We start from the raw sequence: 25,750 nt of genomic DNA on the forward strand, positions 1-25,750 counted from the left end.
TTAGTCTCGCAGCAGTTCGTTGATGCCGGTCTTCGAGCGGGTCTGGGCATCGACGCGCTTGACGATGACGGCACAGTAAAGGCCGGGCGCCGGCAGGCCGTTCGGCATGGTCTTGTCCGACGGCATGGAGCCGGCGACGACGACCGAATAGGGCGGCACTTCGCCATAGGTCACTTCGCCGGTGGCGCGGTCGACGATCTTGGTCGACTTGCCGATGAAGACGCCCATGCCGAGCACGGAGCCCTCACGCACGATGCAGCCTTCGACGACTTCCGAGCGGGCGCCGATGAAGCAATTGTCCTCGATGATGGTCGGGCCGGCCTGCATGGGCTCCAGCACGCCGCCGATGCCGACACCGCCCGAGAGATGCACATGCTTGCCGATCTGCGCGCAGGAGCCGACGGTGGCCCAGGTATCGACCATCGTGCCCTCGCCGACATAGGCGCCGAGATTGACGAAGGAAGGCATCAGGATGGCGTTCGGCGCGATATAGGCCGAGCGGCGCACGACGCAGTTCGGCACGGCGCGGAAACCGGCCTTCTCGAATTCGTTGACGCTCCAGCCGTCGAACTTGGACGGCACCTTGTCCCACCAGGAGGATTCGCCCGGGCCGCCCTTGACGATTTCCATCGGGTTGAGGCGGAAGGAGAGCAGCACGGCCTTCTTGAGCCACTGGTTGACCGTCCAGTTGCCATCCTCGCCGCGCTCAGCGACACGCACCTTGCCGGTATCGAGCAGGTTCAGCGACGTCTCCACCGCATCGCGGAATTCACCGCGCGTGGAGGTCGAGATGCTGTCGCGTTCCTCGAAGGCGCGGTCGATGGTTGCGGACAATGCGGACAGGTTGGACGTGCTCATCGGAATTCCTTAAACTTCGACACTTATTTTTGATTGTCGGGATACCGGAAGGTCGATTTCATCAATCTGCAAGATGCTCTAGAGCAAGTGCCGGGAAAGATGAAGCCCCTTTCCGGCAGATACTGTCGCACGGGCGAAATGGTAATCCCGTGGGCGAAGAAAGCAGGACATGACATGGCAAGACTGAAGAAGAAGAGCCTGCGCCGCAAGGACGGCGTGTGGGATCCGTTGGCCGACAGCGCGCAGGACAAGCACCGCGCCGCCGTGGTGCCGCAGACGCCGCAATCGGCCCATCCCGCCTACAGGCTTGCCTATGTCGATGACGACTTCCTCTGCCGCGAGGAACTGCGCCCGGTGCGCCTGCAGCTCGAACTCCTGAAGGTCGAGATGATGCTGGCCGAGCGCGGCATCAAGTCGACCGTCGTGATGTTCGGCGGTGCGCGCATCCCTGCCCCCGGCCAGGAAGCCTGGGCCGCGCGCAACGAGACGCAGCGCGCCAATCTCGAGGCCGCCTCGGTCTATTATACGGAGGCGCAGAAGTTCGCCCGGCTCTGCTCTGAAAAGTCGGCGGAGCTCGATTACAAGGAATATGTCGTCGTGACCGGCGGCGGACCGGGCGTGATGGAGGCAGGCAATCGCGGCGCGGCCGATGTCGGCGCCCCCTCGATCGGCCTCAACATCGTCCTGCCGCACGAGCAGGCACCGAACCCCTATGTGACGCCCGAGCTGAGCTTCAACTTCCACTATTTCGCGATCCGCAAGATGCATTTCCTGCTGCGCGCCAAGGCCGTCACGGTGTTTCCGGGCGGTTTCGGCACGCTGGACGAACTGTTCGAGACGGTGACCTTGATGCAGACCGGCCGCATGGCACTGGTGCCGCTCATCCTGTTCGGCAAGGACTTCTGGCATAAGATCATCGACTTCGACGCGCTTGCCGCCTTCGGCACGATCGCGCCCGGCGATGTCGAGCTGATGCAGTTCGTCGAGACCGCCGACGAAGCCTGGGACATCATCGTGAAATTCTACGAGAAGATGGAAGCCGAACACGCGGCTGCCGCGCACGGCTGAGGCGCTCCGCCCCCGCCTACTTGCGTTCGGTCGGCTGTGCCTGCAGTCGGCCGCGCGACCTTGAGCGCGCCGCACTGGCGAGGCGCTGCGTCGCCTCTTTCAGCTCGAGCTCGGTGAACAGAGGCTGATAGTCCGGCCGCAGCATCAGCGCTTCCATGGAAAGCTCGGCCTTGCCCGCATCGAGCAGGCGCTCAAGCCCGGTCGTGCCGGGCTTGAAGACGAGGTCCTTCGCAGCGGCCACACCGCCGTTCAACAACACAAAGCGACGCAGCAGCACCGGGCGGAAGCCGAGTTCGGCGAAGCGGTCGTAGAGGCCCATCATCTCCTTGTGGAAACGGGCTTCCACGGCAGGGCTTACGCTGCGCGGGCCGCGCATCACAGGCGGCCGACGCGCTCGGTGAGCAGCGCGAAGAAACCGTCGGCATCGACATCCTTCATGACGCGCGCATTGTGCTTGCGGCCGGTGACCTGCCACCAGTCGACGACCGTCATGCCCACCGTCAGCGGCGAGGCCGTCTCGACCTCGACATTGCAATCGCGCCCGGCAAAAAGCTCCGGCTTCAGCAGATAGGCGATAACCGTCGGGTCATGCAGCGGGCCGCCATCGGAGCCGTATTTCTCCACGTCGAAGCGCTCGAAGAATTCGAGCATCTCGACGAGGGCGGTCGCCGGACGATTGCCGATTTCGCGCAGCCTGGCGACGCGGCTCTTCAGCGTCAGCACCTTGTGGGTGACGTCGAGCGGCATCATGACGATGGGGATGCCGGACTGGAAGACGACGGCGGCCGCCTCCGGATCGACATAGATGTTGAATTCGGCGGCCGGCGTGATGTTGCCGCCCTCGAAGAAGCCGCCGCCCATCATGACGAGTTCACGCACGCGGCCGGCAATGTCAGGCGCTTTCTGGATGGCCGTCGCGATATTTGTGAGCGGGCCGAGCGTGCAGAGCGTCACGGTGCCAGCGGGCTCGCCGCGCAGCGTCTCGATGATGAAATCGACGGCGTGTTGCGCCTGCAACGGCATTTGCGGCTCGTGCAGTTCCGGGCCATCGAGGCCGGTCTTGCCGTGCACATGCTCGGCGGTGATGAGCGGACGGGCGATCGGCTTGTCGGCGCCGGCAAAAACCTTCACATCCGTGCGTGCGCAGAATTCCAGGATGATGCGGGCATTGGTCGAGGTGCGCGACAGCGGCACGTTGCCGGCCACCGTCGTGATGCCGAGGATTTCGAGTTCCGGGCTGCCGAGCGCCAGCATGATCGCGGCGGCATCGTCCTGCCCCGGATCCGTGTCGATGATGATTTTCCGTGGCTCGGACATGCCGTTTCCATCCCGTGTTTCTTATGATTCGTGGCGCGTCTCGCGCGGGCGAAGCGGCGACTATATTTGCGAAATCGCCGTTCGCAAGCGTCTTGCGCCGCAGACGCGCAATCACCATATTGCAGCCATCGGGATGCCGAGACCGGGTCCCGCCACAGTCGCTTGAAAGCCAAGGACTAGACGATGACACGCATGACCCCTTTTGCCAGCCCGCTGATGCTGGGTTTCGACGCCATGGAAAAGACCCTCGAGCGCATCGCCAAGGGTAATGATGGCTATCCCCCTTATAATATCGAACGTCTCCGTCCAAATGGCGATACCGGAGCGCCCGAGCGCCTGCGCATCACACTCGCCGTCGCGGGTTTCTCCGAAGAGGAACTCGACGTGACGACGGAGGAAAACCAGCTCGTCATTCGCGGCCGCCAGGTCGATAGCGGCGAGCGGGATTATCTTTACCGCGGTATCGCCGCCCGCCAGTTCCAGCGCACCTTCGTGCTTGCCGACGGCATGCGCGTCCAGGGCGCCGAACTGAAGAACGGTCTCCTGTCGGTGGACCTCGTCCGGCCCGAGCCGGTTCGAATGGTAAAGAAAATTAACATTTCCGTATCAGACTAGATCATGAGCCGTTCCTGCGGGAACAACCGCCGGACCGTCTCGAGCGTAACCTGATCGCTGACGCACCGAGCGCCATTGTGGCCGCGGGCGCCCAGCGGCCGGCAGATGCCGGCATTGCCATGGAGGCAAAGATGGGACTGAAAATCGCAACCCCGACCACCGTCTCGAAGGCAGACCTTGCGCATCTCGGCGCCGGGGAAGTCGGTTACATCAGGAAGATGAAGGCCGACGAAGTGTCGCGTGTCTTCCCGGAAGCCCCGGAAATCGACCCGAGCCTGGACCTCTGGGCCCTATTCGGTGCCGACGGCACGCCGATCCTTCTGACCGACAACCGTTCGAGCACCTTCTACAAGGCTGCCGAGGACGAGCTGCGCACTGTCAGCCTGCACTAAGTCTGAAGATCAGGCCTTCCGTCAGAGCCGACGGAAGGTGAGATAGGCCGACTTGCGGCCTTCGCGCTTGGCCTTGGCCTCGTAGCGCGTGCCCGGCCAGCCGGCATAGGGTGTCAGCCAATCGGCCGCGTTTTCAGCGGTCCACACGAAAGCGGGATGAGCCCCGCAGTGCATAAGCGTCCAGTTGACATAGGTGTCGATGTCGGACGCGAAGCAGAAGAGCCCGCCCGGCTTCAAAACCCGGGCAAAGCGGTCCAGATTGACCCTGGAGACGAACCGCCTCTTCCAATGCTTCTTCTTCGGCCACGGATCCGGATAGAGCAGGTCGATCTGATCGATCGAGGCCGCAGGCAACCAGTCGAGCAGCTCCGTAGCATCATCATCGTAAAGGCGGATGTTCTTCGCGCCCGTTTCCTCGACGCGGCCGATCAGCTTCGCCATGGAATTGACGAAGGGCTCGACGCCGATGAAGGCGGTCGTGGGCGTTTCCAGCGCGCGGTGGATGAGATGTTCGCCGCCGCCGAAGCCGATTTCGAGGCGCATGCGCTCCGGCTTGAAGCCGTAGAGTGTGGTGATATCAGCCGGAGCCTCGGTCGACAGGTCGACCTTCAGCTCCGGCAGCAGGGTCTCGAGATGCTGCACCTGCCGCTCGCGCAGGGGTTTGCCCTTGCGTCGGCCGAAAAAGGCCTCGCTTGCGCGGGTGGGGTGCTCGGCATCGCTCATATCGGGTCTCAGTTCTTCACGGCGTCCTTGAGGGCCTTGGCGAGATCGACGCGTTCCCAGGAGAACGAGCCGTCGCGACCGGCCTTGCGGCCGAAATGGCCGTAAGCGGACGTCTTGGCATAGATCGGCTTGTTGAGATCGAGATGGCGGCGGATGCCCGACGGCGACAGGTCCATGACCTTGCGGATCGCATCTTCCACCGCATCTTCACTGACCTTGCCAGTGCCGTGCAAATCGACATAGACCGAGAGCGGCTGGGCGACACCGATGGCGTAGGACAGCTGGATCGTGCAGCGATCGGCAAGGCCGGCGGCCACGACGTTCTTGGCGAGGTAGCGCGCAGCATAGGCAGCCGAACGGTCGACCTTGGTCGTGTCCTTGCCGGAGAAGGCGCCGCCGCCATGCGGGGCCGCACCGCCATAGGTATCGACGATGATCTTGCGGCCGGTGAGGCCCGCGTCGCCATCCGGACCGCCGATGACGAACTTGCCGGTCGGGTTGATGTACCAGACGCAATCGTCGGCGATCTTGATGTCGTGCAGGGCTTCGCAGATGTAGGGTTCGACGACCTCGCGCACCTTCTTTGAATCCCAGCTGTCATCGAGATGCTGGGTGGAAAGCACGATCGAAGCGACGTCGGCCGGCTTGCCATCGACGTAGCGCACGGTCACCTGGCTCTTGGCATCGGGGCCGAGCTTGCCGGCATCGCCCTCGCCCTTCTTGCGGGCGGCAGCGAGTAGCTGGAGGATGCGGTGCGAATAATAGAGCGGCGCAGGCATGAGTTCCGACGTTTCGCGGCAGGCATAACCGAACATGATGCCCTGGTCGCCGGCACCTTCGTCGCCCTGCTTGTCGGCGGCGTTGTCGACGCCCTGGGCGATATCGGCGGACTGCGAGTGCAAGAGCACGTCGATCTTCGCCGTCTTCCAGTGGAAACCGTCCTGCTCATAGCCGATGTCGCGGATCGCCTTGCGGGCGGCCGACTTGAACTTGGAGGGGTTGATGACGTCCTTGCCGTCCTTGTCCTTTTTCAGGAGGCTCGGCGGCAGGCGCACTTCACCGGCAATAACGACGCGGTTGGTCGTCGCAAGCGTCTCGCAGGCAATACGGACCGACCAGGGATCGACCTTCGACTTCACGGCTTCGCGATAGACCAGATCGACGATTTCGTCGGAGATACGGTCGCAAACCTTGTCCGGATGGCCTTCGGCAACGGACTCGCTGGTGAAGAGATAGCTGCTGCGCATGCGGGAATTCCCCTCAAAGAAAGATGACTTCGACGTTGTTATTCAGTTCGCCGGGGAAAGACAAGCACACAAGGACATAAGAATGTCTTTATGTCCCGGCTTTCCGGGCGATCCGCCCTGTCGAAAATCACGATGCGCAACGAAAAAAGGGCGGCCTGCCCGCCGCCCTTTTATCCATGCCGAAGCTGGAAAGAATTATTCGACTTCCATTTCGGCAGCCAGCGCCTTGACGAGATCGACAAGCTTGCGGCGGACCTTAGGGTCGTTGATCTTCACGAAAGCGCGGTTAAGCTGCAAGCCTTCGGAAGATGACAGGAAATCGACCACGTAATTGGAGCTCGACGCCTCGGCAAGACCGGACTGAAGGTCCGCCTGCTCGCCCGGCGCATCCTCGAAGAAGAAGGAGACGGGTACGTTGAGAATGCTCGAAATGTTCTGCAGGCGGCTGGCGCCGACGCGGTTCGTGCCTTTCTCGTATTTCTGAATCTGCTGAAAGGTGATGCCGAGGCTTTCGCCCAGCTTCTCCTGGCTCATGCCAAGCATGGTCCTGCGAAGCCGGATCCGGCTGCCGACATGAATATCTATCGGATTCGGCTTCTTTTTATTTTCCATCATCACTTTCGTCCTAACGCGGAATGGCCCCACCCTTCCGGCAGTCTCAACGGGACTTAACGTCACGTTGTATGCGCGACCTCTTAAGGTAGCGACAATACAGGAGAACGGCCGGCAGAGTGCACTATGCTATTTTAGGGGTTTTGGGTCAATTCGTCCTGTTTCTAAAACCAATGCGAGAAATGCCGCCCACCGCGAAGAAAACAGCGAGCGTCGCCAGAAACGACCAATTCTGTCGTTTCACCCGGTCGCCGCCGGCAAATCTTCCCGGAAGGGTTGCATCGATGAATCCGGGCGTATCATATGACAGGCCCGTGACGATAGCCCCCCTTCCGTCCACGACCGCAGAGATACCGTTATTGGCGGCGCGAATCAGTGGCAGGCCGCGCTCCACGGCACGCAGACGGGCCTGCAGGAAGTGCTGATACGGACCGGGCGTGTTGCCGAACCATGCATCATTGGTGACATTGAGGAGCGCTGCGGCTTCCTCGGCGGAGGCATTGATCTCCGACGGGAAGATCGCCTCGTAGCAGATCAGCGGATAAAAGCCCTTGCCGGCGGCCTCCAGGAGCTGGTGCTCACGGGCGGCGGAGAAACCGCCAGGCATGGCCGCGACAGCCGCGACGCCAAGGCTTTCGAAAACCTCCTCGAAGGGCATGTATTCGCCGAAGGGGACAAGGTGCACCTTGTCGGCAGCGGCGACGATCTGGCCCTTGCCGTCGATCACATAGATCGAATTGTAGTAGCGTGGCGCCTTGCCCGAGCCCGCACTTTCCGTGCGAACCGCGCCGGCGATCAGCACCTGGTCGTTCTCGAGCACGTCGGCGATGCGCACCAGCGCGTCTGGATTGTCCGTCAGGATGAAAGGAATGGAGGTTTCCGGCCAGACGACGATATCGGGCCGCTTGCCACCATCCGCCGGCTTTTCGGCGCTCAGCTTCAGATGCCGTTCGAAAATCTCCGCCCGTGCGGAATCGTCGAGCTTCATCGCCTGGTCGATGACCGGCTGGACGAGGCGCACCACGGTGGCCTCGTTTTGCGGTGGCGGCACGATGTGCAGTGCATAGTAGCCATAGCCGACATGGGCCGCAAACAGCAGGATGGCGACCGTCAAGCCGGCGACCCGGCCACGCCGCGTGCCGATCAGGGCGGGTGCCGCGAAGACGAAGACCGCGAGCGCATTGATGGCGGCAATGCCGAGCACGCCGCTGGACTGCATGAGGAGCGGCACGGGCATGGCGCCATAACCGACCGCATTCCAGGGAAAGCCGGTGAACAGCGTGCCGCGCAGCCATTCCGCGACACCGAAGGCGAAGGCAAGCGCCGCGATGCGGCCCATGCCATCCGACCAGAGCAGGCGCGCGATGGCTGCGGCAAGGCCGTAGTAAAGCGCCAGGAAAGCCGGCAGACCGAGAATGGCGAGCGGCAGCGCCCAGGCATAATCGTCGGCCTCCACCAGAAGCGCATTGCCGAGCCACCAGAGCCCACCGACGAAATAGCCGAAGCCGAAGAACCAGCCGATGCGGAAGGCTGGCGCCAGGCGACGGACGAAACCTGCCCCCGGCGCAGCACTGGCACCGTCCAGCAGCCAGACGAGCAGAGTAAACGAGAGGAAGAGAGCGGCGAAGAAACCGAAGGGCGGCAGCGCCAGCACTCCGATCAGACCCGCAAGAAATGCCACAAGCGCCCGTCTCGTTCCAGACAGGAGCATGACCGTGCCCGCGAGCCGCTCCATGCCGTCCCCTTTGTTTTGATGTCCCCGAATCAGCCGCGCCAGTCTTCCAAAAAACCAACGCCTTGTCCCGCCGTAACACAGGACAAGGCGCAGATCATTTTAGGGATCGGGCAAATGGTGTCAGTCGGCGTTTGCCTTGCCGGCCTGCTGCTCCGGCACCTTCTCGCGATCAGCGGCAACGTTTACCGCCTCGCCCTCCGGCCGGCGCTCGCGGCGGCGTACCGAGCCGGCGCGCTTGCGGGTGACACGCACGCGCTTCACGCGGCGCGGATCGGCATCGAGCACATGGAATTCGAAACCCGGCACGGCCTGAACGACCTCGCCACGCACCGGAATACGGCCCAGCGAGGCGAAGATCAGGCCGCCGAGCGTATCGGCATCTTCCAGCTGTTCGCGAATGTCGAAATCCGGGCCGATGGCTTCGGCCAGCTCTTCCAGCTCGACACGGGCATCGGCGATAAACACGTCGTCGCTGACGCGCTGAATCATCGCTTCTTCATCGTCGTGCTCGTCCTCGATATCGCCGACGACCATCTCGACGATGTCTTCCAGCGAGGCGAGGCCATCCGTGCCGCCATATTCGTCGATGACGAGCGCCATCTGGGTACGGTCGGCCTGCATGCGCGCCATCAGGTCGGCGGCGAGCATGGACGGCGGCACGAACAGAACCTGGCGGATGATGCCCGCTTCGGCGACGGTTTTCGAGAGATCGACACGACCGAGGTCGAATTCGGCTTTTGGCGCGCGGGCGGGCTTTTCCCCGTTGGCGGGCGCAGCCTTGGCGCCGGTGCGGCGCTTGTTGCGGGCCTGCTTGGTGACATAGGCGAGCAGGTCGCGGATATGCACCATGCCGCGCGGGTCATCGAGGCTTTCATTGTAGACCGGCATGCGCGAGCGGCCGGAATCCTCGAAGATCACCATCAGTTCGGCAATCGTGATGTCCTGATCGACGGCCTCGATATCGGCGCGCGGCACCATGACGTCCTCGACCCGCACTTCGCGGAAGCGGAGAATGTTGTGCAGCATCGCCCGCTCTTCGGGCAGGAAGGCCGGCTCGCCGCCGGTATCTTCCGTCATCAGGGCCTCGGCGAGGTCCTTGCGCAGCGTGGAGGCGCCCGTCATGCGCCAAAGCCGTGTCGCACGGGACCAGAAGGATGTCCGGCCCCCGCTTTCCTGCTTTGGCGCGCTGCTACTACTGCCCGCCTCGTCCTGGCTTGAGGCATCCGCCTCGTGCTTTTCCGTCGTTGCCGACTGATTTCTGAAGTCGCTCATTGGTCCAAACTGGTTAATCGGGGTCATCCCCGTAGGGGTCAGATAGGCCAAGCCCGGCAAGAATGCGAGTCTCGAGCCCCTCCATTTTTTCCGCTTCCTCGTCTTCCATGTGATCATAGCCGAAGAGATGCAGAAATCCATGCACCATGAGATGCGTGAGATGGTCGTCGAAGGACTTGCCGAGTTCGGCTGCCTCGCGGATCAATGTTTCCTCCGCGAAGATGATGTCGCCAAGCATCGGACCCGGCATTTTCCCTGGTGTCACCGGGAAGGCGGGGAAGGACAGAACGTTGGTCGGCTTGTCCTGGCTGCGCCATTCCGCATTGATACCGCGGATTTCGGCATCATTGGTGAAGACAAGGGACACTTCCGGCGCCCCCGTCTCGGGGAAGGGCTGCTTTTCCGTCTTGCGCAGATAGTCCGCGGCGGCACCGAGCACGCGCGCGCTCATTTCGGCGAGGCGTTCTTCGGAGGGCCACTGGCCCTCCTCTATGGAAATCTGGATATCGAGGTCGCTCATAAGGATCGGGACCGCTCAGCGGTCGGTCTGCTCGCTTTCGTCCTGCACAGCGGTCGTGGCTTCATAGGCCCGGACGATGCGGGCGACCATCGGGTGGCGCACCACGTCAACGTCCTTGAAGCGCACCACGGAAACGCCTTCGACCCCCTTGAGGATCTGCAACGCTTCGACGAGGCCGGATTTCACACCGCGCGGCAGGTCGACCTGGCTCGGATCGCCGGTAACGATCATGCGGCCGTTTTCGCCAAGACGCGTCAGGAACATCTTCATCTGCATCGACGTCGTGTTCTGCGCCTCGTCGAGGATGACGGCGGCGTTGGCGAGCGTGCGGCCGCGCATGAAGGCGAGCGGCGCGATTTCGATGACGCCGGCGGTGATGGCGCGTTCGACCTTGTCGCCAGGCATCATGTCGTAGAGCGCGTCATAGAGCGGTCGCAGATAGGGATCGACCTTCTCCTTCATGTCGCCGGGCAGGAAGCCGAGGCGCTCGCCGGCTTCGACGGCCGGGCGCGACAGGATGATACGGTCGACCGCGCCGCGCTCCAGCAGCTGTGCGGCATGGGCGACGGCAAGATAGGTCTTGCCCGTGCCGGCCGGGCCGACGCCGAAGACCAGCTCGGAACGCTCCAGGGCGCGGATATAGGTATCCTGCGTCGGCGTGCGGGCGACGATGGTCTTCTTGCGGGTGGAGATCTGCGACATGGTGAGCTTGGCCTTGCGCTCCATGGTCGGCAGCGAAAGCTGATCGTCGGCGGCGATCGCCATGCGGATCGCGCCCTCCACGTCGGACACCTCGATCGAGCCGCCCTTCTGGAGACGGTCATAGAGATAGTCTAGCGCGCGGCGGGCCTGGTTGGTGGCAACCACGTCACCAGAAATGGAAACGGAGTTACCCCTGGCACGCGCGTCGATGTGGAGACGTTGCTCGAGCAGCTTCAGATGCTGGTCGAACTGTCCGAAGAGCTCGCTTGCGTATCGATTGTTCTCGAAAGTGAGCACGAATTGATTGGCGTCGGTCTCTTTTTTCGACTGGCGCGGCGAGGACGTCATCAGTTCGTGTCCGTTCAAGCGGTCAAGCTCCTTGTCGATCCGCCCCTCACCCGATCGCTTCCGCGAAGAGGCTGTTGGGCCCGGCATCGGTGATTCGTACCCGTATAATGTCACCGATTTCAGAACCTTTTGCATCAACATTCACAGGCTGCAGCCAGGGCGAGCGGCCCACGAGCTGGCCGGGCATGCGGCCAGGCTTCTCCAGAAGCAGGTCGATCTCCTTGCCGATGCAGCCCACCGCGAACTCCCGTTGCTGGCGGAACAGCAAAGCCTGCAATCTTTCAAGGCGTTCGGACTTCACGCTCTCATCGACATGGCCGCCCATCTCGGCACCGGGCGTGCCGGGACGGATGGAATATTTGAACGAAAATGCCTGTGCATAACCAACGGCCTCGATGAGACGCATCGTGTCTTCGAAGTCCTCGTCCGTCTCTCCGGGGAAACCGACGATGAAATCGCCCGAGATGGCGAGGTCGGGCTGGACGGCGCGGATGCGTTCGATGAGGGCGATGTATTCGGCTGCCGTATGGCGTCGGTTCATGGCCTTCAGGATACGGTCGGAGCCGGACTGCACCGGCAGATGCAGATAGGGCATCAGCTTGGGCAGGTCGCGATGCGCCTCGACCAGCCGGTCATCCATGTCGCGCGGATGGCTCGTCGTGTAGCGCAGGCGCGCAAGACCTTCGATTTCGGCGAGCCGACAGAGGAGATCGCCGAGGCTCCATTCGGTGCCGTCAGGACCGAGGCCGTGCCAGGCATTCACGTTCTGGCCGAGCAGCGTGATTTCGCGCACACCGCCTTCGACGAGGCGCTCGGCCTCGGCGACGATCTGCGCGACGGGGCGAGAGACCTCCGAGCCGCGTGTATAGGGCACCACGCAGAAGGTGCAGAATTTATCGCAGCCTTCCTGCACGGTAAGAAACGCGGTGACGCCGCGAGCACGCGTCTTGGCCTTTTCCGGTGCGGGAAGATGTTCGAACTTGTCTTCGATCGCATAATCCGTCTCGACGACACGCTCGCCGCCCTTGGCGCGGCGCAGCGCCTCGGGCAGCCGATGATAGGTCTGCGGACCGATGACGAGATCGACGGCCGGCGCGCGGCGCAGGATTTCCTTGCCTTCCGCCTGGGCGACGCAGCCGGTGACGCCGATCACCATCTCGCGGCCGTCCCTGGCGCGGGCCTTCTTCATGTCGCGCAGACGGCCCAGTTCGGAATAGACCTTTTCCGCCGCCTTCTCGCGGATATGACAGGTATTGAGGAGAACGAGGTCGGCCTCTTCCAGAACCTCCGTCGCCTCATAACCGTCCTTCGACAGGGCGTCGGTCATGCGCTCGCTGTCGTAGACGTTCATCTGACAGCCATAGGTCTTCACAAAGACCTTTCGGGTGTTCGGCGTGGCCACGGGGGCTTCGGGCAGGGAAAGGGACTGTTCGCTCATGGCCGCTTCCATAGTGGAAAAGTCCTCGAATTTGAAGTGTCTCTTTGTTTGGCACGCCCGGACGCAAAACTGCTGCGCGCTTATCTGCCGCGCAGCCGCGCACCCAGCATGGCGCGGATGCGCGTCTCGACTTCGCGGCTCACCTGCTTGCGGTTGCTCGCCCGCGAATAGTCCACCCGCTCGCCGAAATCGACATCCACATCGACCGCACCCTCGCGCATCACACCGAGCAGGTGCGGCCCGAGCGCGATATCACCCGGCCAGGCGGCGAGCGGCCGGTGGAAGCGGCCCATCGCCATGCCGTGCACGCCGGTATAGGCAATCGAGACCGGCTGGATGAACACGACGCCATCGGGCGCATGCGGCACGGCCGAGGCGGCGGCGCCGAACAGTGAGGTCTTGATCTCCATCAGGCGGTTGCCGTCGGAGGTCGTGCCCTCCGGGAAGAGCACAATGATCTCGCCGGCCGTCAGGCGTTCGGCAATCTCGTTCACCTGATCGCCCGTCTTCTGGCGCTGCTCGCGCTCGACGAAGATCGTCGCCTGCAGGCGGGCGAGCAGGCCGAAGACCGGCCAGCCGCGCACCTCGGCCTTGGCGATATACGCAACATCGGCCACCGAGCCGAGCACCAGGATATCCTTCCAGGAGGCGTGGTTGGCGGCAAGCAGCAGCGGCCGCTTCGGCTCGAGCGTGCCATGCACGCGCACGCGCAGGCCGAGCGCCCAGCAGGCGACGCGATGCCACAGGCGTGGCAGGCGGCGGCGAATTTTGAGATTGAAGCGCAGGCCGACGAGCTGGATCGGCAGCAATACGAGCGTGACCGTGACAAGCACGGTGAGGGCGATGGCAATGCGCAGCCAGGTGATCAAGCGCTCACCGGTCCATGATCAGGGGGAGAGTGGCGATGCGCCTCACTCGCCCTCCTTGAGGGGAATGCCATAGAGTTCCAGCCGATGGCCGACGAGCTTGAAACCGTGCTCGCGGGCGATACGCTCCTGCAATGCCTCGATTTCGGGCGAATGGAATTCGATGACCTGGCCGTGTTTCAGGTCGATCAGATGATCGTGATGTTCGTCCGGCACCGTCTCATAGCGCGAGCGGCCATCGCGGAAATCGTGGCGCTCGATGATGCCGGCATCCTCGAAGAGTTTGACGGTGCGATAGACGGTGGAGATGGAAATGCGCGAATCGACGGCGGACGAACGGCGGTAGAGTTCCTCGACATCGGGATGATCGGCAGAGGATTCGAGCACGCGCGCGATCACGCGGCGCTGCTCGGTCATGCGCATGCCGCGCTCGACACAAAGCTCTTCCAGCGATTTTTCCGCGTCCGCCATACCGTCTGCCCTTCTCTTGTCGCCCCCGCTAGGGGACTAGCGAAGATCGCGCCGCATGACAAGCGCCGAGGAACGGCTGCCATCGGGGGCGGCATAATAGGCCTTGCGCTCACCGGCCTTGACGAAACCGAGCTTGCCGTAGAGGCCGCGCGCGGCATGATTCACTTCGTCGACCTCGAGAAAAACATCCTCCGCGCCGCGCATCTTGGCTTCGCGCAGCGCGGCGAGCATCAGGCGCCAGCCAAGGCCCGACCGGCCGAAGCGCTGATCCACGCTGATCGTCAGAATTTCCGCTTCGCCTGCCGCAGCACGCGCGAGAACGAAACCGCCGGCGGTACGGCCAAGCACGCCCTGCTTCACCGCCAGAAAGCCGAAAACCGGCTCCTGCGACAGCAGCGAATGGAATTCGCCGTCATTCCACGGCTGGGGAAACCGCAACTGGTGCAGCGTCGCGGCCAGACCGGCGTCGGCGGTCTCGAGCGGAAAGATTTCGAAGGCGGGCTTGCGGGTGAAATAGTCGCTCAGGGACATGGCATCAAGCTCGGCGGATCGCGAAACCCGCCTGCGGCTTGGCATCGGGACCGCGCAGATAGAGCGGCTTCGGCAGATGGTTTTGTGGATCGAGGCGGGCGCCGAGGCGAGCGACGGTGACGATATCCACTCCGTCCGTCTCCGCTGCCGCACCTTCACGCAGCAGGGCCGAAGCCGAACCGGCGATATCGCCATCATGCGCCTGTGCGATGGCGCGCGCCTCTTCAACGGTAGCAATGGCCGGCGGCGTGGCTTCGTTGCCATCGGCCGCGAATGCCTGCCAGTAGACCTCGTCGCGCTTGGCATCGATCGCCACAAGCAGAGGGCCTTTTCGGCCAGCAGCCAGCGCCGAGAGCGTGCTCACACCGACAGCAGGAACGCCGAGCGCCAGCGCCAGACCGCGCGCGGCAGCAACGCCGACGCGGATGCCGGTGAAGGAACCGGGACCGATAGTGACGGCGATACGATCGACTGCAGGAAGATCGAGGCCGGCAGCCTCCAGCGCACCGTCGACGAATTCCATCAGCCGCTCGGCATGGCCGCGGCCGATATCCTCGCCGGCAGCGCCGAGCACAATATCCCGATTGGCATCATAGAGGGCGGCCGAACAGCCGGTTCCCGCCGTATCGATCGCAAGGACGATCATGCCGGGCACCTGCGACTTGCCGAGCGGACCTTATGCGACGGCTTCAACTTCCTGCACTTCCGGTACGAAATGGCGAAGAAGGTTCTGTACGCCATGCTTGAGCGTCGCCGTCGAGGACGGGCAGCCGGAGCAGGCTCCCTTCATGTTGAGATAGACGACACCATCGCGGAAACCCTTGAAGGTGATGTCGCCACCGTCCTGGGCCACGGCCGGACGAACGCGCGTGTCGAGCAGTTCCTTGATGGTGGCAACGATGGTCTCGTCGCCTTCCTCGAAGAACTCGCCGTCGTCCTCGTCGCTGCCGCCGAAGGCGCCGCTGGCGAGGATCGGCTGGCCCGACATGAAGTGTTCCATGATGTTGCCGAGGATCGCCGGCTTCATATGCTGCCAGTCGGCATTGTCCTTGGTGACGGTGATGAAATCGTAGCCGAGGAACACGCCAGTGACGCCGGGAACACCGAAAAGGCGGGCAGCGAGCGGGGATGCCGCACGCGCTTCCGTCTCGTCGCGGAACTCGGCCGTGCCGGTTTCCAGCACCACTTTGCCCGGCAGAAACTTCAGGGTCGACGGGTTCGGTGTCGATTCGGTCTGGATGAACATGGTCTTCTCCGTCCGGCCAGACGCTGTCGTCAGCCAAAATCTTAGAATGGTTCAAAAGAAGATAGGCGTTTTGGCGCCGCTCTTCAAGGCTGCGAAATCAGCTCAGCGCGTCCAGTTCCTCGTCGCTCAACAGATCCGGGATCACCGTGACGGGGATCGGGAACGCGTGTGCACGGCTGGCGAGCGATGTGACCAGCGGCCCCGGCCCTTCCTTGGCGGAGCCTGCCGCGAGAACGAGGATCGCGATGTCGCGATCCTCCTCGATCAGGCCGTTGATCGCCTCGCTCGCGACGCCCTCGCGGATCACCGTTTCCGGTTCGATGCCGATGGCTTCGCGAAGCGCCTGGCCGGCCTTGGCGAGCACAGCTTCCGCCGCCTCGCGCGCCTCCGCCCGCATGATCTCCTCGACTCCCAGCCATTGCTGGAAATCGCCATTGGCAATCACATAGAGCAGCACGACGGCGCCATTGGAATTCTTCGCCCGCATTCCCGCATAGTGGACGGCGCGCTGGCATTCCGGCGTGTCGTCGATGACCGCCAGAAATTTCCGGCGGTGGCCTTCAAGGCGGGAAAGTCGTCGAGAAACCATATGGCCCCCTTATCTCAAGGACGTTTCGCGGCGACCTTACTGCACAAAACCGATGATGTCGCGGACTTCCTTCATGGTTTTTTCCGCCCGCGCCCGCGCCCTTTCGCCGCCGTCCCTGAGGATCGCGTCGATATGGCTGGTGTCGTCCATCAGGCGGCGCATCTCGTCGGTGATCGGCGCGAGCACATTGACCGAGAGGTCGATCAGCGCCGGCTTGAAGGCCGAGAATTGCTGGCCGCCGAATTCGGCGAGCACGTCCGCCTTGGTCTTGTCCGACAGCGCAGCATAGATGCCGACGAGATTTTCGGCCTCCGGACGCCCCTTCAGGCCTTCGACTTCACTCGGAAGCGCGTCCGGATCGGTCTTGGCCTTGCGGATTTTCTTGGAGATCGTGTCGGCATCGTCGGTGAGGTTGATGCGCGAGAGATCGGATGCGTCCGACTTCGACATCTTCTTGGTGCCATCACGCAGGCTCATGACGCGCGGCGCCGGGCCGCCGATCAGCGGTTCGACCATCGGGAAATAGGCATGGACAGGCTCTTCGCCCACGACGATGTCGACGCCGGTACCCGCCTTGCGGATATGGTCGCCGAAGTCGATGTTGAACTTCTGCGCGATGTCGCGGGTCAGCTCCAGATGCTGCTTCTGGTCGTCGCCGACGGGAACATGCGTTGCCCGGTAGACGAGGATGTCGGCGGCCATCAGGCTCGGATAGGCCAGCAGGCCGAGCGAGACCTGTTCGGCATTCTTGCCGCCCGTCTTGTCCTTGAACTGGGTCATGCGCTCCATCCAGCCGATGCGCGCGACGCAATTGAAGATCCAGGCGAGCTCGGAATGCTGCGGCACGGCGGACTGGTTGAAGACGATATGCTTCTTCGGGTCGATGCCCGAGGCGATGAAGGCTGCGGCGATCGAGCGGATCTGGCTCCGCATGTCCTCGTGCACCAGTTGCGCGGTCAGCGCGTGCAGATCGACGACGCAGTAGATGCAGTCGTTGTCTGCCTGCAGCGCCACGAACTTGCGGATCGCGCCGAGATAATTGCCGAGATGAAGATTGCCGGTCGGCTGGACGCCGGAGAAGACGAGAGGCTTGAATGCGCTCATGACGGTTTTCCTTCAGGCGGGTGGAGGGCCTGGTCCCTGTTGCACGAGCAATTCCGGTAAAAGTCCGATGCGGCCTCCCGGCCGGAACTGCGTAAGAAAATACGTGGCGCTTATGCACGCCACCGCAGTGCCGATCAAGGGGGCCGGGCCCCAGGGCTCGAGCGCATGAGAAAGCCCTTATAAAAGACATTTTCCGGTCGTTCCCTCCCCTCGGGGATTTGGAGGGGAAGGCCGGTCCCGATCGGCCGTTTTGTGACGAAGGGGCACAAGACGGAGTTGACCCGTGCGAAAGAACGGTTCCATTCTGCTTGCCTGCGTCCTGGCGCTGATATCCCTGTTCGCGAGCGAGACCGAGGCAGGCCGCAACCACAAACACAGAAACGACAAAGGGATCGTGACGAAAGTTTACGCGATCCAGACGCCGCGCGTGCGGCACCGATGTTTTCCCGGCAAGCTGCGCGCGGTTCTCGCCCACATCGCCCGTGCCGTCGGGCGTCGGCCACTCGTCACATCGGGGCATCGATCACACGGCCGCAGGGGATCCTATCATCGCAAATGCCTGGCGGCGGATATCCGCGTGCCCGGCGTCTCCGTGAAGAGGATCATCGCCGCAGCGCGATCCGCACCCGCCGTCGGCGGCGTCGGGACCTACTGCAACGGCATCGTCCATGTCGATGTCGGCCCGAAGCGGAGCTGGCATCATTGCCGCGGACTGGCACGGTTGAAGGCGCGTGCGAAGCTTGCTGCACGCTGATCTGTGGCCTACTCCGCCGATCCGCCATCCGGCGGCGCGTTCTCGGTGCGCGGCCGGCGCTTCATGTTGCGGCGGATCATCCCGAGATCGGCGCCGCCGATGAGGAACGCGATCGAGAAATAGACGACCATGGCCAGACCGATCAACAGGCCGAGGGCCGACAGTTGCTCGTAGAGCGACGAGGTCGGCGCCAGGCGATGCGCGAGATAGCCGGAGGCATATTCCAGCGCAACGGCCATGATGATCGCGGAGATCAGCAGGCGCGCCACGCGCCACAGCAGCGCCATCTCCAGCGGCCAATGGCCGCGACGCACCAGCGTCACGAAGAGCAGCACCGCCGTCAGCCAGCCGGAGACGGTTTCGGCGGTGGCGATGCCACGCTCATGGAACAATGGGAAGAGCGAGACGGCGAGCACGCAGTTGATGACCACCGACAGCAGGGTGATGCGCATCGGCGTCTTGGTATCCTCGCGGGCGAAGAAGCCTGGATTGAGCGCCTTTATCATCACGAAACCGGGCAGGCCAAGGCCATAGATGGCGAGCGTTCCGGCAACGACGGAGGTGGTTTCCGGGCTGAAGGCGCCACGCTCGTACAGCACGCGCACGATCTCATCGGAGATAACCCACAGCGCGGCGGCAGCGGGCAGCGTCAGGAACAGCACGAATTCCATCGAGCGGTTCTGCAGATTGCCGGCCTCGCGCTCGTGCCCCCCCTTCAGCGCACGCGCCAGTTCCGGCAGAAGCACCACGCCGACGGCGATGCCGACGACGCCGAGCGGCAGCTGGTAGACGCGGTCGGCATATTGCAGGGCCGAGATCGCACCGTCCCTGGTGGAGGCGATCATCTGGCCGATCAACTGGTTGATCTGGGTGATGCCGCCGGTGATGGCCGCCGGGAAGGCGAGCCACAGCAGGCGCTTGACGTTGGGCGTGATGCGCGGGCGGCGAAAACCGATCCTCATGCCGGCCTGGCGCACGCCGGCATAGAGAACGGCCATCTGCAGAAGACCGGAGACGAGCACGCCCCACGAAAGATACCAGGCCGTCTCCAGCGGCGAGGCGCCGTCCCAAAGCGCATAACCAAGCGCGCCGATCAGCACGACGTTGAGGAAGACGGGAGCGATGGCGGCGGCGAAATAGTGGTGCAGCGAGTTCAGCATGCCCGACAGCATCGCCGTCAGCGACATGCACATGAGATAGGGGAACATGACGACGGCGAGCTTGACCGTCACATCGAACTTTTCCGCATCGCCAACGAAGCCGGGCGCGATGATCCAGGCGACGATGAGCGGCATGAGCAGCTGCATCGCGACGGTCAGCATCAGGAGCACGGAAAATAGGACGCCGAAGACCTCTTCGGAGAAGCGCTTTGCGCCGTCCAGACCACCGTCCTCGATCTCCTTGGCGAAGAGCGGTACGAAGGCGGCGTTGAAGGCACCCTCGGCGAAGAGGCGGCGGAAGAGGTTGGGGAAGCGGAAGGCGGCGTAGAAGGCGTCGGCCATCGGACCGGTGCCGAGCGCTGCGGCCATCAGCGTTTCGCGGGCAAAGCCGAGCACGCGGCTGCCGAGCGTCGCGCCGCCGACGGTCGCGAATTTCTTGACCAGACTCATTGTTGTGCCTTGACCCTTCTTGGCGTCGGCGCGACCGGCGCGATCATGCCGGGCGGCATGCGGTCGCGCAGCTCGTCCGCCTCGTCGGCCATCACGGCCTTCAACCGGGCGACGATGTTGGCGTGCCGGCTCTCATTGGTGACCTTCTGGCCGACGAGGTCGGTGACGTAGAAGGTATCGATCACCTTCTCGCCGAAGGTGGTGATATGCGCCGAGGCGATGTCGAGCGAGAGGTCGGACAGCACGGCCGTGACCTCCGAGAGCAGACCCGGACGGTCGAGGCACTCGATCTCGATGACGGTGAACTTGTTCGACAGCGTGTTGGAGATGGTGACGGCCGGGGAGACGGTGAAGGTGCGGCTGCGCTTGCGGCTCCTGGTTCGGGTCGCGATCACTTCCGGCAGACGTTTGCGCCCCGACAGCACGTCCTCGATCATCCGGCCGATCGTGCCGGCCCGACGGGTCTCGTCGGCGTCGTTGGGGAATTCGCGGGTGACGAGGATCGTGTCGAGCGCGCGACCGTCCGATGTGGTGAAAATCTGCGCATCGACGATGTTGGCGCCGGCGGCAGCGCAGGCGCCGGCAATCACCGTCAGCAGGCGCGGATGGTCCGGCGAGAGCACCGTGATTTCGGTGATGGCGTGGAAAGAATGGGTGCGCACCATCGTCGCCAGCGTCTGCCTGGCCTTGTCCGTCTCGCGGATGAAGTTCGCGTGGCGCACCTGATCCTCCAGCGAGACCGTCAGCAGGTAGGGATCGTAGTGCAGCTTCGTATAGATCTTGCGGTCCTTCTGGCTCCAGTCGGCCGGCAGCGCATCGGACAGGATCTCGCGGGCCGCCTGGGCGCGCTCCTTCCGCGACAACTCGGAAAAACCGCCGGAAATCAGCAATTCCGTTTCGTAGTAGAGCGTGCGCAGCAGCTGCCCCTTCCAGCCGTTCCACACGCCGGGGCCAACGGCACGGATATCGCAGACCGTCAGAACCAGCAGCATCTTCAGCCGCTCCATCGACTGCACCTTCTCGGCGAAATCGACGATGGTCTTGCGGTCGTTGAGGTCACGCGTCTGCGCGACCATCGACATGGTCAGGTGTTCCTCGATCAGCCAGACGACCAGCTCCGTCTGCTTGGGCGACAGGCCGAAGCGCGGGCAGAGTTTTCGCGCTACCTTGGCGCCCGCCTCGGAGTGATCCTCCGGCCGGCCCTTGGCGATGTCATGCAGCAGCACGGCGACATAAAGCGGGATGCGGTCCTCGATCGAGGGCATGAGCTGGTAGCTCAGCGGGTGGGCATCCTTCTCGCGCCCCTGGTCGATATTGGCCAGTACGCCAACAGAGCGGATCAGATGTTCATCGACCGTGTAGTGATGATACATGTTGAACTGCATCATCGCGACGATCTTGCCGAATTCCGGAATGAACCGGCCGAGCACGCCGGCCTCGTTCATACGGCGCAGAAGGAGCGCCGGATCGCGCGGCGACGTCAGGATGGACAGGAAGAGGCGGTTAGCCTCGTCGTTTTCGCGCACCGCGCCGTTGATCAGCGCAAGCGAGCGCGTCACCAGCTTCAGCGCGTCCGGGTGGAACTCCAGACCGTTGAGATCGGCGATATGGAAGAGCCTGATGATATTGACGGGGTCGCGCTTGAAGACGTCGGGATCGGCGATCGTGATGCGGCCGCGGTCTTCAAGGAAGTCCAGCGTGCCGGCGATTTTCCGCGTGCGCCGGGTGAAGCGGCTGATGACCGCCGTGATGCCGGGCGCCTCTTTGGCCTGCTGGTCTTCCAGCGTGGCACAGAAGATGCGCGTGAGATCACCGACATCCTTGGCGACGAGAAAGTAGTGCTTCATGAAGCGCTCGACGGCGGAGAGGCCCGGATGCGGCTGGTAGCCAAGGCATTCGGCAATCTCGCGCTGGATGTCGAAGGACAGGCGCTCCTCCGCCTTGCCTGTCAGGAAATGCATGTGGCAGCGCACGGCCCAGAGGAAATCGTCCGCTTTCTGGAAGAGCTTGTATTCTTGCCTGGAAAGCACGCCGAGCTTCACCAGCTCCGCCGGATCCTTGATGTGATAGAAATATTTGGCGATCCAGAACAGCGTGTGCAGGTCGCGAAGCCCGCCCTTGCCTTCCTTGACGTTCGGTTCGACGAGGTAGCGCGTATCCCCGGCCTTGCGGTGGCGCTCGTCGCGCTCGGCAAGTTTGGCGGCGATGAATTCCGGCCCGGTGCCGCGCACGATCTCGCGGTCGAAACGCACCGCCAGTTCCTCGAACAGCGCGACCGAGCCGCCGATATAGCGCGCTTCGAGGATCGCGGTGCGGATCGTCATGTCGCTCTTGGAGAGCTGGATGCACTCTTCCAGATTGCGGGTGGCGTGGCCGACTTTGAAGCCCAGATCCCACAGGATGTAGAGCATGAACTCGATCGCCGGCTCGCTCCAGGCGGCAGGTTTTACCGGCAGCAGAAAGAGCAGATCGATATCCGAGCCCGGCGCCAGCGTGCCGCGGCCATAGCCGCCGACCGCCGTCACCGTGATGCGCGTTGCCGGTGACGCCTGGCCGGCACTGAAGACATGGTTGAGCGCAAAATCATGCAGGACGGCAATCAGCTGGTCCTGCAGCCAGGAAATGCGGGCAGCGCATTGCAGGCCGCTGCCATCGGCGAAAAGCAGTTCGCGGGCGCGTTCGCGGCCGGCGGCGTTGGCCGCCTTGAATTCGGCCAGCAACGCGCTGCGCATGCGGTCACGGTAATCGGCATTGGTGCTGGCGATGAATTCGCATTTGGCGCGCAGCGCCGGCACGTCGAGAAGACCGGACTGAGCCGGCGCCAAGAGCTTGTGTTCCATTGAATGCCGGCCTGCGTCCCGCTTCTCGTCCATCGCCCGTTCGGTTCGCATGCCTATAGACCCTTTCAGCACGCGAGGACAATGATCCTAGCCGTTAGCGATTGCCAAGTTCTTTCTTCAGCGCATAGAGCGCATCCAGCGCCTCACGCGGCGTCATATCATCAGGGTTGAGGTCTCTGACGAGCCCCTCGACTTTCGACGGCGCTGCGTCGCGCTTCATCTCCTCGCGGCGCACCGCAACCTGAAACAGCGGCAGATCATCGATGAGCTGACTTGCCGGATTCTTGCGGTCGGCATCCTCGAGCTTGGCCAGCACATCCTTTGCACGCGCAACGACCGAGGCGGGAAGGCCGGCAAGCCGCGCCACCTGGATGCCGTAGGAACGATCCGCCGCCCCCGGCCCGACCTCGTGCAGAAAGATCACGTCGCCATCCCACTCCTTGACGCGCATTGTGGCGTTGGAAAGGCGGGCTAGCTTTTCCGAAAGCACGGTCAGCTCATGGAAATGCGTGGCGAAAAGACCGCGGCAGCGATTGCCCTCGTGCAGGTGCTCGACCGACGCCCAGGCGATGGACAGGCCGTCGAAGGTGGCGGTGCCGCGGCCGATTTCGTCGAGAATGACGAGCGAACGGTCGGTCGCCTGGTTGAGGATCGCCGCCGTCTCGACCATTTCCACCATGAAGGTGGAGCGGCCGCGCGCCAGATCGTCCGAAGCACCGACGCGCGAGAAGAGACGATCGACTATACCGATATGGGCGCTCTCGGCCGGCACGTAGGACCCCATCTGCGCAAGGATGGCGATGAGAGCGTTCTGGCGCAGGAAGGTCGACTTACCGCCCATGTTCGGGCCGGTCAGAAGCCAGATCGCGCCATGGCTCTTGCCGTCCGCAGGCGAGAGGTCGCAGGAATTGGCGACGAAGGCGGCGGCATGCTGGCGGCGCAGCGCCTGCTCGACGACGGGGTGGCGCCCGCCGACGATGGCGAACATGGTGGAACTGTCGACAACCGGGCGGCAATAGGCCTGCTCCTCGGCAAGTGCTGCGAGCCCCACCGAGACATCGACGATGCCAAGCGCGCGGGCGGCCGCCTTGATGGCTTCCGCCTCGGAAACGACGGCCTCGACCAGGCCGTCGAAGGCCGCAAGCTCGATGGCAAGCGCCCGGTCGGCGGCATTGGCGATCTTGGTTTCGAGTTCCGACAGCACTGTCGTGGTGAAGCGCATCGCGCCCGCCATGGTCTGGCGGTGGATGAAGCGGGCCTTCGCCTCGTCACCGTCAGTCAGCGCAGATGCATTGCCCGCGGAGACCTCGATGAAATAGCCGAGCACATTGTTGTGCTTGATCTTCAGCGACTTGACGCCCGTTTCCTCGGCATATTGCAGTTGCAGGCCGGCGATGACGCGGCGGGACTGGTCGCGCAGCGCCCGGACCTCGTCCAGCTCGCTATCAGCCGCTTCCCGGATGAAGCCACCGTCGCGCTTCAGGAGCGGCAGCTCGTCGGCAAGCATGAAGGACAGGCGGTGCGAGAGGTCGACCGGCAGTGCCGCGATGGCTGTACGGGCGGCGGCGAGTTCCCCCTCCAGCTCTTCGGCCGCCATCAACCCCGCGATGTCCGCAGCGCTGGACAGACCTTGCAGAATGGCGCCGAGATCGCGCGGGCCGCCCCGGCCGAGCGCGATGCGTGACAGCGCGCGCGGCATATCCGGGATCCGTTTCAGCGTCCGGCGCAGATCCTCGCAGAAGGAGGGACGGTCGGCGAGCTTTGCAATGGAATCGAGCCTGACATTGATGACGTCAGGGTCGGTCAGCGGCGACATCAGACGCTCGGCGAGCAGACGCGCGCCACCGCTCGTCACGGTGCGGTCAATGGCCTTCAGCAGCGTGCCATTGCGATCGCCCGATTGCGTGCGCACGAGCTCAAGATTGGTGCGGGTGGCGGGGTCGATGAACAGCGTCGAGGCGGAGCTTTCGCGCTCCGGCCGGCCGAGCGGCGGGCGCTCGGCGATCTGCGTCTTCTCGACATAGGCGATGGCGGCAGAGGCGGCCGCAAACTCTGCTCGGGAGAAGCTGCCGAAGCCATCGAGCGTCGAGACACCGAAATAACGGGCGATGCGGCCTTCCGCCGTCGCGCTGTCGAACAGCACGGCCGGCTGGGGCACGGCGACGCGGCCCAGCACATCGAGGACCGGACGGAACTCGGGATCGTAGAACAGCGTATCCGGCACGATCAGTTCGCGCGGATCGATGCGCAGGATATCGGCGAGAAGCTGCCCCTGGGCGGTTTCGGACAGACGAAAGATGCCGGTGGAAATATCGATCCAGGCAAGCGCCATGGAGGGCTCCGAGCCGCCGCGGATGCGCGAGACGGCCATGAGATAGTTGGCATCCGACGGCGAGAGCAGCTTTTCCTCGGTCAACGTGCCGGGTGTGACGAGGCGCACGACATCGCGGCGCACCACGGACTTGGAGCCACGCTTCTTCGCCTCGGCCGGATCTTCCACCTGCTCGCAGACCGCGACGCGAAAGCCGACGGCGATCAGTCTCTGGAGATAATCGTCGGCCGCATGGACCGGCACGCCGCACATCGGAATGTCGAGGCCCATATGCTGGCCGCGCTTCGTCAGCGTGATGCCGAGCGCACGCGACGCATCCACCGCATCCTGGAAGAACAGCTCGTAGAAATCCCCCATGCGGTAGAACAGCATGCTGTCGGGATTGGCAGCCTTGATCTCGATATATTGCTCCATCATCGGCGTCGCCGATGCGCGGCTTTCGTCGCTGGCAAGCTCGGATGTCGTGAGGATATCGTTTTGGCGCGCGATCTGATCGTTCACGGAGAGTCTGTTCTTCCTAAAAAAGAGGTGTCACCCTAGCCATGCAGCGATATAGAAAA

Annotated in this window: 25 protein-coding genes; 4 read left to right on the forward strand and 21 right to left on the reverse strand. The window is 63.5% G+C overall.

The annotated features are described in order from the left end of the window. Positions 1 to 858 (reverse strand): 2,3,4,5-tetrahydropyridine-2,6-dicarboxylate N-succinyltransferase, encoded by an 858-nt coding sequence (dapD, locus tag MUU55_RS13355; RefSeq protein WP_244761236.1) that lies wholly within the window; start codon positions 856 to 858, stop codon positions 1 to 3. A gap of 174 nt (positions 859 to 1,032) precedes the next feature. Between dapD and MUU55_RS13360 the strand changes: the two genes are divergently transcribed. Then, positions 1,033 to 1,926, forward strand: coding sequence for an LOG family protein (locus MUU55_RS13360; RefSeq protein WP_244761237.1), 894 nt, complete (start codon positions 1,033 to 1,035; stop codon positions 1,924 to 1,926). 16 nt (positions 1,927 to 1,942) lie between these two features. Here the strand turns inward: MUU55_RS13360 and MUU55_RS13365 are convergent, their stop codons facing one another. Next, entirely contained in the window at positions 1,943 to 2,302 is a 360-nt protein-coding gene (locus tag MUU55_RS13365; protein ID WP_244761238.1) for a hypothetical protein, read from the reverse strand. Further along, on the reverse strand, positions 2,302 to 3,243 hold the full coding sequence (locus MUU55_RS13370) for a nucleoside hydrolase (RefSeq protein ID WP_244761239.1): 942 nt from the start codon (positions 3,241 to 3,243) through the stop codon (positions 2,302 to 2,304). The genes MUU55_RS13365 and MUU55_RS13370 overlap by 1 nt, the downstream gene beginning before the upstream one ends. Before the next feature lie 183 nt (positions 3,244 to 3,426). Between MUU55_RS13370 and MUU55_RS13375 the strand changes: the two genes are divergently transcribed. After that, complete coding sequence (locus tag MUU55_RS13375; RefSeq protein WP_244761240.1) at positions 3,427 to 3,858, forward strand: Hsp20 family protein; 432 nt, start codon at positions 3,427 to 3,429, stop codon at positions 3,856 to 3,858. 131 nt (positions 3,859 to 3,989) lie between these two features. Further along, a complete protein-coding gene (locus MUU55_RS13380) occupies positions 3,990 to 4,250 on the forward strand; it encodes a BQ00720 family protein (protein ID WP_117368422.1) in 261 nt (86 codons plus the stop codon). Between the two features lie 21 nt (positions 4,251 to 4,271). Here the strand turns inward: MUU55_RS13380 and trmB are convergent, their stop codons facing one another. From trmB to trpS, 15 genes are all read right to left on the reverse strand, one after another. Continuing rightward, positions 4,272 to 4,973, reverse strand: a complete 702-nt coding sequence (trmB, locus tag MUU55_RS13385) for a tRNA (guanosine(46)-N7)-methyltransferase TrmB (protein ID WP_244761241.1) — start codon at positions 4,971 to 4,973, stop codon at positions 4,272 to 4,274. 8 nt (positions 4,974 to 4,981) lie between these two features. Then, positions 4,982 to 6,220 (reverse strand): methionine adenosyltransferase, encoded by a 1,239-nt coding sequence (gene metK / locus MUU55_RS13390; protein WP_244761242.1) that lies wholly within the window; start codon positions 6,218 to 6,220, stop codon positions 4,982 to 4,984. A gap of 195 nt (positions 6,221 to 6,415) precedes the next feature. Next, on the reverse strand, positions 6,416 to 6,835 hold the full coding sequence (locus MUU55_RS13395) for a helix-turn-helix domain-containing protein (protein WP_244761243.1): 420 nt from the start codon (positions 6,833 to 6,835) through the stop codon (positions 6,416 to 6,418). A gap of 145 nt (positions 6,836 to 6,980) precedes the next feature. Continuing rightward, on the reverse strand, positions 6,981 to 8,567 hold the full coding sequence (lnt, locus tag MUU55_RS13400; RefSeq protein WP_244761244.1) for an apolipoprotein N-acyltransferase: 1,587 nt from the start codon (positions 8,565 to 8,567) through the stop codon (positions 6,981 to 6,983). A gap of 120 nt (positions 8,568 to 8,687) precedes the next feature. After that, positions 8,688 to 9,839, reverse strand: a complete 1,152-nt coding sequence (locus MUU55_RS13405; RefSeq protein WP_244761245.1) for a hemolysin family protein — start codon at positions 9,837 to 9,839, stop codon at positions 8,688 to 8,690. 13 nt (positions 9,840 to 9,852) lie between these two features. Beyond that, positions 9,853 to 10,359 (reverse strand): rRNA maturation RNase YbeY, encoded by a 507-nt coding sequence (ybeY, locus tag MUU55_RS13410; protein WP_244761246.1) that lies wholly within the window; start codon positions 10,357 to 10,359, stop codon positions 9,853 to 9,855. A gap of 15 nt (positions 10,360 to 10,374) precedes the next feature. Beyond that, positions 10,375 to 11,427, reverse strand: a complete 1,053-nt coding sequence (locus MUU55_RS13415; RefSeq protein WP_244761247.1) for a PhoH family protein — start codon at positions 11,425 to 11,427, stop codon at positions 10,375 to 10,377. Between the two features lie 28 nt (positions 11,428 to 11,455). Next, on the reverse strand, positions 11,456 to 12,847 hold the full coding sequence (miaB, locus tag MUU55_RS13420; protein WP_244761248.1) for a tRNA (N6-isopentenyl adenosine(37)-C2)-methylthiotransferase MiaB: 1,392 nt from the start codon (positions 12,845 to 12,847) through the stop codon (positions 11,456 to 11,458). Between the two features lie 80 nt (positions 12,848 to 12,927). Next, the gene (olsA, locus tag MUU55_RS13425; protein WP_244761249.1) at positions 12,928 to 13,716 is read right to left on the reverse strand and encodes a lyso-ornithine lipid O-acyltransferase; all 789 of its coding nucleotides are present in this window, start codon (positions 13,714 to 13,716) and stop codon (positions 12,928 to 12,930) included. A 42-nt stretch (positions 13,717 to 13,758) separates the two neighbouring features. After that, a complete protein-coding gene (locus MUU55_RS13430) occupies positions 13,759 to 14,184 on the reverse strand; it encodes a Fur family transcriptional regulator (protein WP_117367711.1) in 426 nt (141 codons plus the stop codon). A 36-nt stretch (positions 14,185 to 14,220) separates the two neighbouring features. Beyond that, positions 14,221 to 14,715 (reverse strand): GNAT family N-acetyltransferase, encoded by a 495-nt coding sequence (locus MUU55_RS13435; protein WP_244761250.1) that lies wholly within the window; start codon positions 14,713 to 14,715, stop codon positions 14,221 to 14,223. 4 nt (positions 14,716 to 14,719) lie between these two features. Then, the gene (gene tsaB / locus MUU55_RS13440; protein ID WP_244761251.1) at positions 14,720 to 15,361 is read right to left on the reverse strand and encodes a tRNA (adenosine(37)-N6)-threonylcarbamoyltransferase complex dimerization subunit type 1 TsaB; all 642 of its coding nucleotides are present in this window, start codon (positions 15,359 to 15,361) and stop codon (positions 14,720 to 14,722) included. Positions 15,362 to 15,391: 30 nt separating this feature from the next. Then, positions 15,392 to 15,961 carry a NifU family protein gene (locus MUU55_RS13445; RefSeq protein WP_244761252.1) on the reverse strand — a complete coding sequence of 190 codons (570 nt, stop codon included), beginning with the start codon at positions 15,959 to 15,961 and terminating at the stop codon, positions 15,392 to 15,394. Between the two features lie 97 nt (positions 15,962 to 16,058). Next, positions 16,059 to 16,550, reverse strand: coding sequence for a universal stress protein (locus tag MUU55_RS13450; RefSeq protein WP_244761253.1), 492 nt, complete (start codon positions 16,548 to 16,550; stop codon positions 16,059 to 16,061). A gap of 36 nt (positions 16,551 to 16,586) precedes the next feature. After that, positions 16,587 to 17,654, reverse strand: a complete 1,068-nt coding sequence (gene trpS / locus MUU55_RS13455) for a tryptophan--tRNA ligase (protein WP_244761254.1) — start codon at positions 17,652 to 17,654, stop codon at positions 16,587 to 16,589. A gap of 283 nt (positions 17,655 to 17,937) precedes the next feature. Here trpS and MUU55_RS13460 point away from each other — a divergent pair, with 283 nt between their 5' ends. Further along, positions 17,938 to 18,408: a YcbK family protein gene (locus MUU55_RS13460; protein ID WP_425314173.1), complete on the forward strand. Its 471-nt coding sequence runs from the start codon at positions 17,938 to 17,940 to the stop codon at positions 18,406 to 18,408. Between the two features lie 8 nt (positions 18,409 to 18,416). Here MUU55_RS13460 and murJ read toward each other — a convergent pair whose 3' ends face one another. The 3 genes from murJ to mutS all read right to left on the reverse strand — a co-directional run bounded on the left by murJ (position 18,417) and on the right by mutS (position 25,691). Continuing rightward, complete coding sequence (gene murJ / locus MUU55_RS13465) at positions 18,417 to 20,018, reverse strand: murein biosynthesis integral membrane protein MurJ (RefSeq protein ID WP_244761255.1); 1,602 nt, start codon at positions 20,016 to 20,018, stop codon at positions 18,417 to 18,419. Beyond that, the gene (locus MUU55_RS13470; protein ID WP_244761256.1) at positions 20,015 to 22,858 is read right to left on the reverse strand and encodes a [protein-PII] uridylyltransferase; all 2,844 of its coding nucleotides are present in this window, start codon (positions 22,856 to 22,858) and stop codon (positions 20,015 to 20,017) included. Before MUU55_RS13470 ends, murJ begins: the two co-directional genes overlap by 4 nt. A 94-nt stretch (positions 22,859 to 22,952) precedes the next feature. Continuing rightward, positions 22,953 to 25,691: a DNA mismatch repair protein MutS gene (gene mutS / locus MUU55_RS13475; protein ID WP_244761257.1), complete on the reverse strand. Its 2,739-nt coding sequence runs from the start codon at positions 25,689 to 25,691 to the stop codon at positions 22,953 to 22,955. Positions 25,692 to 25,750: the final 59 nt, after the last annotated feature.

The organism is Shinella curvata (assembly GCF_022899935.1).
Lineage (GTDB): Bacteria > Pseudomonadota > Alphaproteobacteria > Rhizobiales > Rhizobiaceae > Shinella > Shinella curvata.

Coding starts and splice junctions, on each gene's coding strand:
- dapD (WP_244761236.1), bottom strand. CDS start 858: ATGAGCACGTCCAACCTGTCCGCATTGTCCGCAACCATCGACCGCGCC.
- MUU55_RS13360 (WP_244761237.1), top strand. CDS start 1,033: ATGGCAAGACTGAAGAAGAAGAGCCTGCGCCGCAAGGACGGCGTGTGG.
- MUU55_RS13365 (WP_244761238.1), bottom strand. CDS start 2,302: ATGCGCGGCCCGCGCAGCGTAAGCCCTGCCGTGGAAGCCCGTTTCCAC.
- MUU55_RS13370 (WP_244761239.1), bottom strand. CDS start 3,243: ATGTCCGAGCCACGGAAAATCATCATCGACACGGATCCGGGGCAGGAC.
- MUU55_RS13375 (WP_244761240.1), top strand. CDS start 3,427: ATGACACGCATGACCCCTTTTGCCAGCCCGCTGATGCTGGGTTTCGAC.
- MUU55_RS13380 (WP_117368422.1), top strand. CDS start 3,990: ATGGGACTGAAAATCGCAACCCCGACCACCGTCTCGAAGGCAGACCTT.
- trmB (WP_244761241.1), bottom strand. CDS start 4,973: ATGAGCGATGCCGAGCACCCCACCCGCGCAAGCGAGGCCTTTTTCGGC.
- metK (WP_244761242.1), bottom strand. CDS start 6,220: ATGCGCAGCAGCTATCTCTTCACCAGCGAGTCCGTTGCCGAAGGCCAT.
- MUU55_RS13395 (WP_244761243.1), bottom strand. CDS start 6,835: ATGATGGAAAATAAAAAGAAGCCGAATCCGATAGATATTCATGTCGGC.
- lnt (WP_244761244.1), bottom strand. CDS start 8,567: ATGGAGCGGCTCGCGGGCACGGTCATGCTCCTGTCTGGAACGAGACGG.
- MUU55_RS13405 (WP_244761245.1), bottom strand. CDS start 9,839: ATGAGCGACTTCAGAAATCAGTCGGCAACGACGGAAAAGCACGAGGCG.
- ybeY (WP_244761246.1), bottom strand. CDS start 10,359: ATGAGCGACCTCGATATCCAGATTTCCATAGAGGAGGGCCAGTGGCCC.
- miaB (WP_244761248.1), bottom strand. CDS start 12,847: ATGAGCGAACAGTCCCTTTCCCTGCCCGAAGCCCCCGTGGCCACGCCG.
- MUU55_RS13430 (WP_117367711.1), bottom strand. CDS start 14,184: ATGGCGGACGCGGAAAAATCGCTGGAAGAGCTTTGTGTCGAGCGCGGC.
- MUU55_RS13435 (WP_244761250.1), bottom strand. CDS start 14,715: ATGTCCCTGAGCGACTATTTCACCCGCAAGCCCGCCTTCGAAATCTTT.
- tsaB (WP_244761251.1), bottom strand. CDS start 15,361: ATGATCGTCCTTGCGATCGATACGGCGGGAACCGGCTGTTCGGCCGCC.
- MUU55_RS13445 (WP_244761252.1), bottom strand. CDS start 15,961: ATGTTCATCCAGACCGAATCGACACCGAACCCGTCGACCCTGAAGTTT.
- MUU55_RS13450 (WP_244761253.1), bottom strand. CDS start 16,550: ATGGTTTCTCGACGACTTTCCCGCCTTGAAGGCCACCGCCGGAAATTT.
- trpS (WP_244761254.1), bottom strand. CDS start 17,654: ATGAGCGCATTCAAGCCTCTCGTCTTCTCCGGCGTCCAGCCGACCGGC.
- murJ (WP_244761255.1), bottom strand. CDS start 20,018: ATGAGTCTGGTCAAGAAATTCGCGACCGTCGGCGGCGCGACGCTCGGC.
- MUU55_RS13470 (WP_244761256.1), bottom strand. CDS start 22,858: ATGGAACACAAGCTCTTGGCGCCGGCTCAGTCCGGTCTTCTCGACGTG.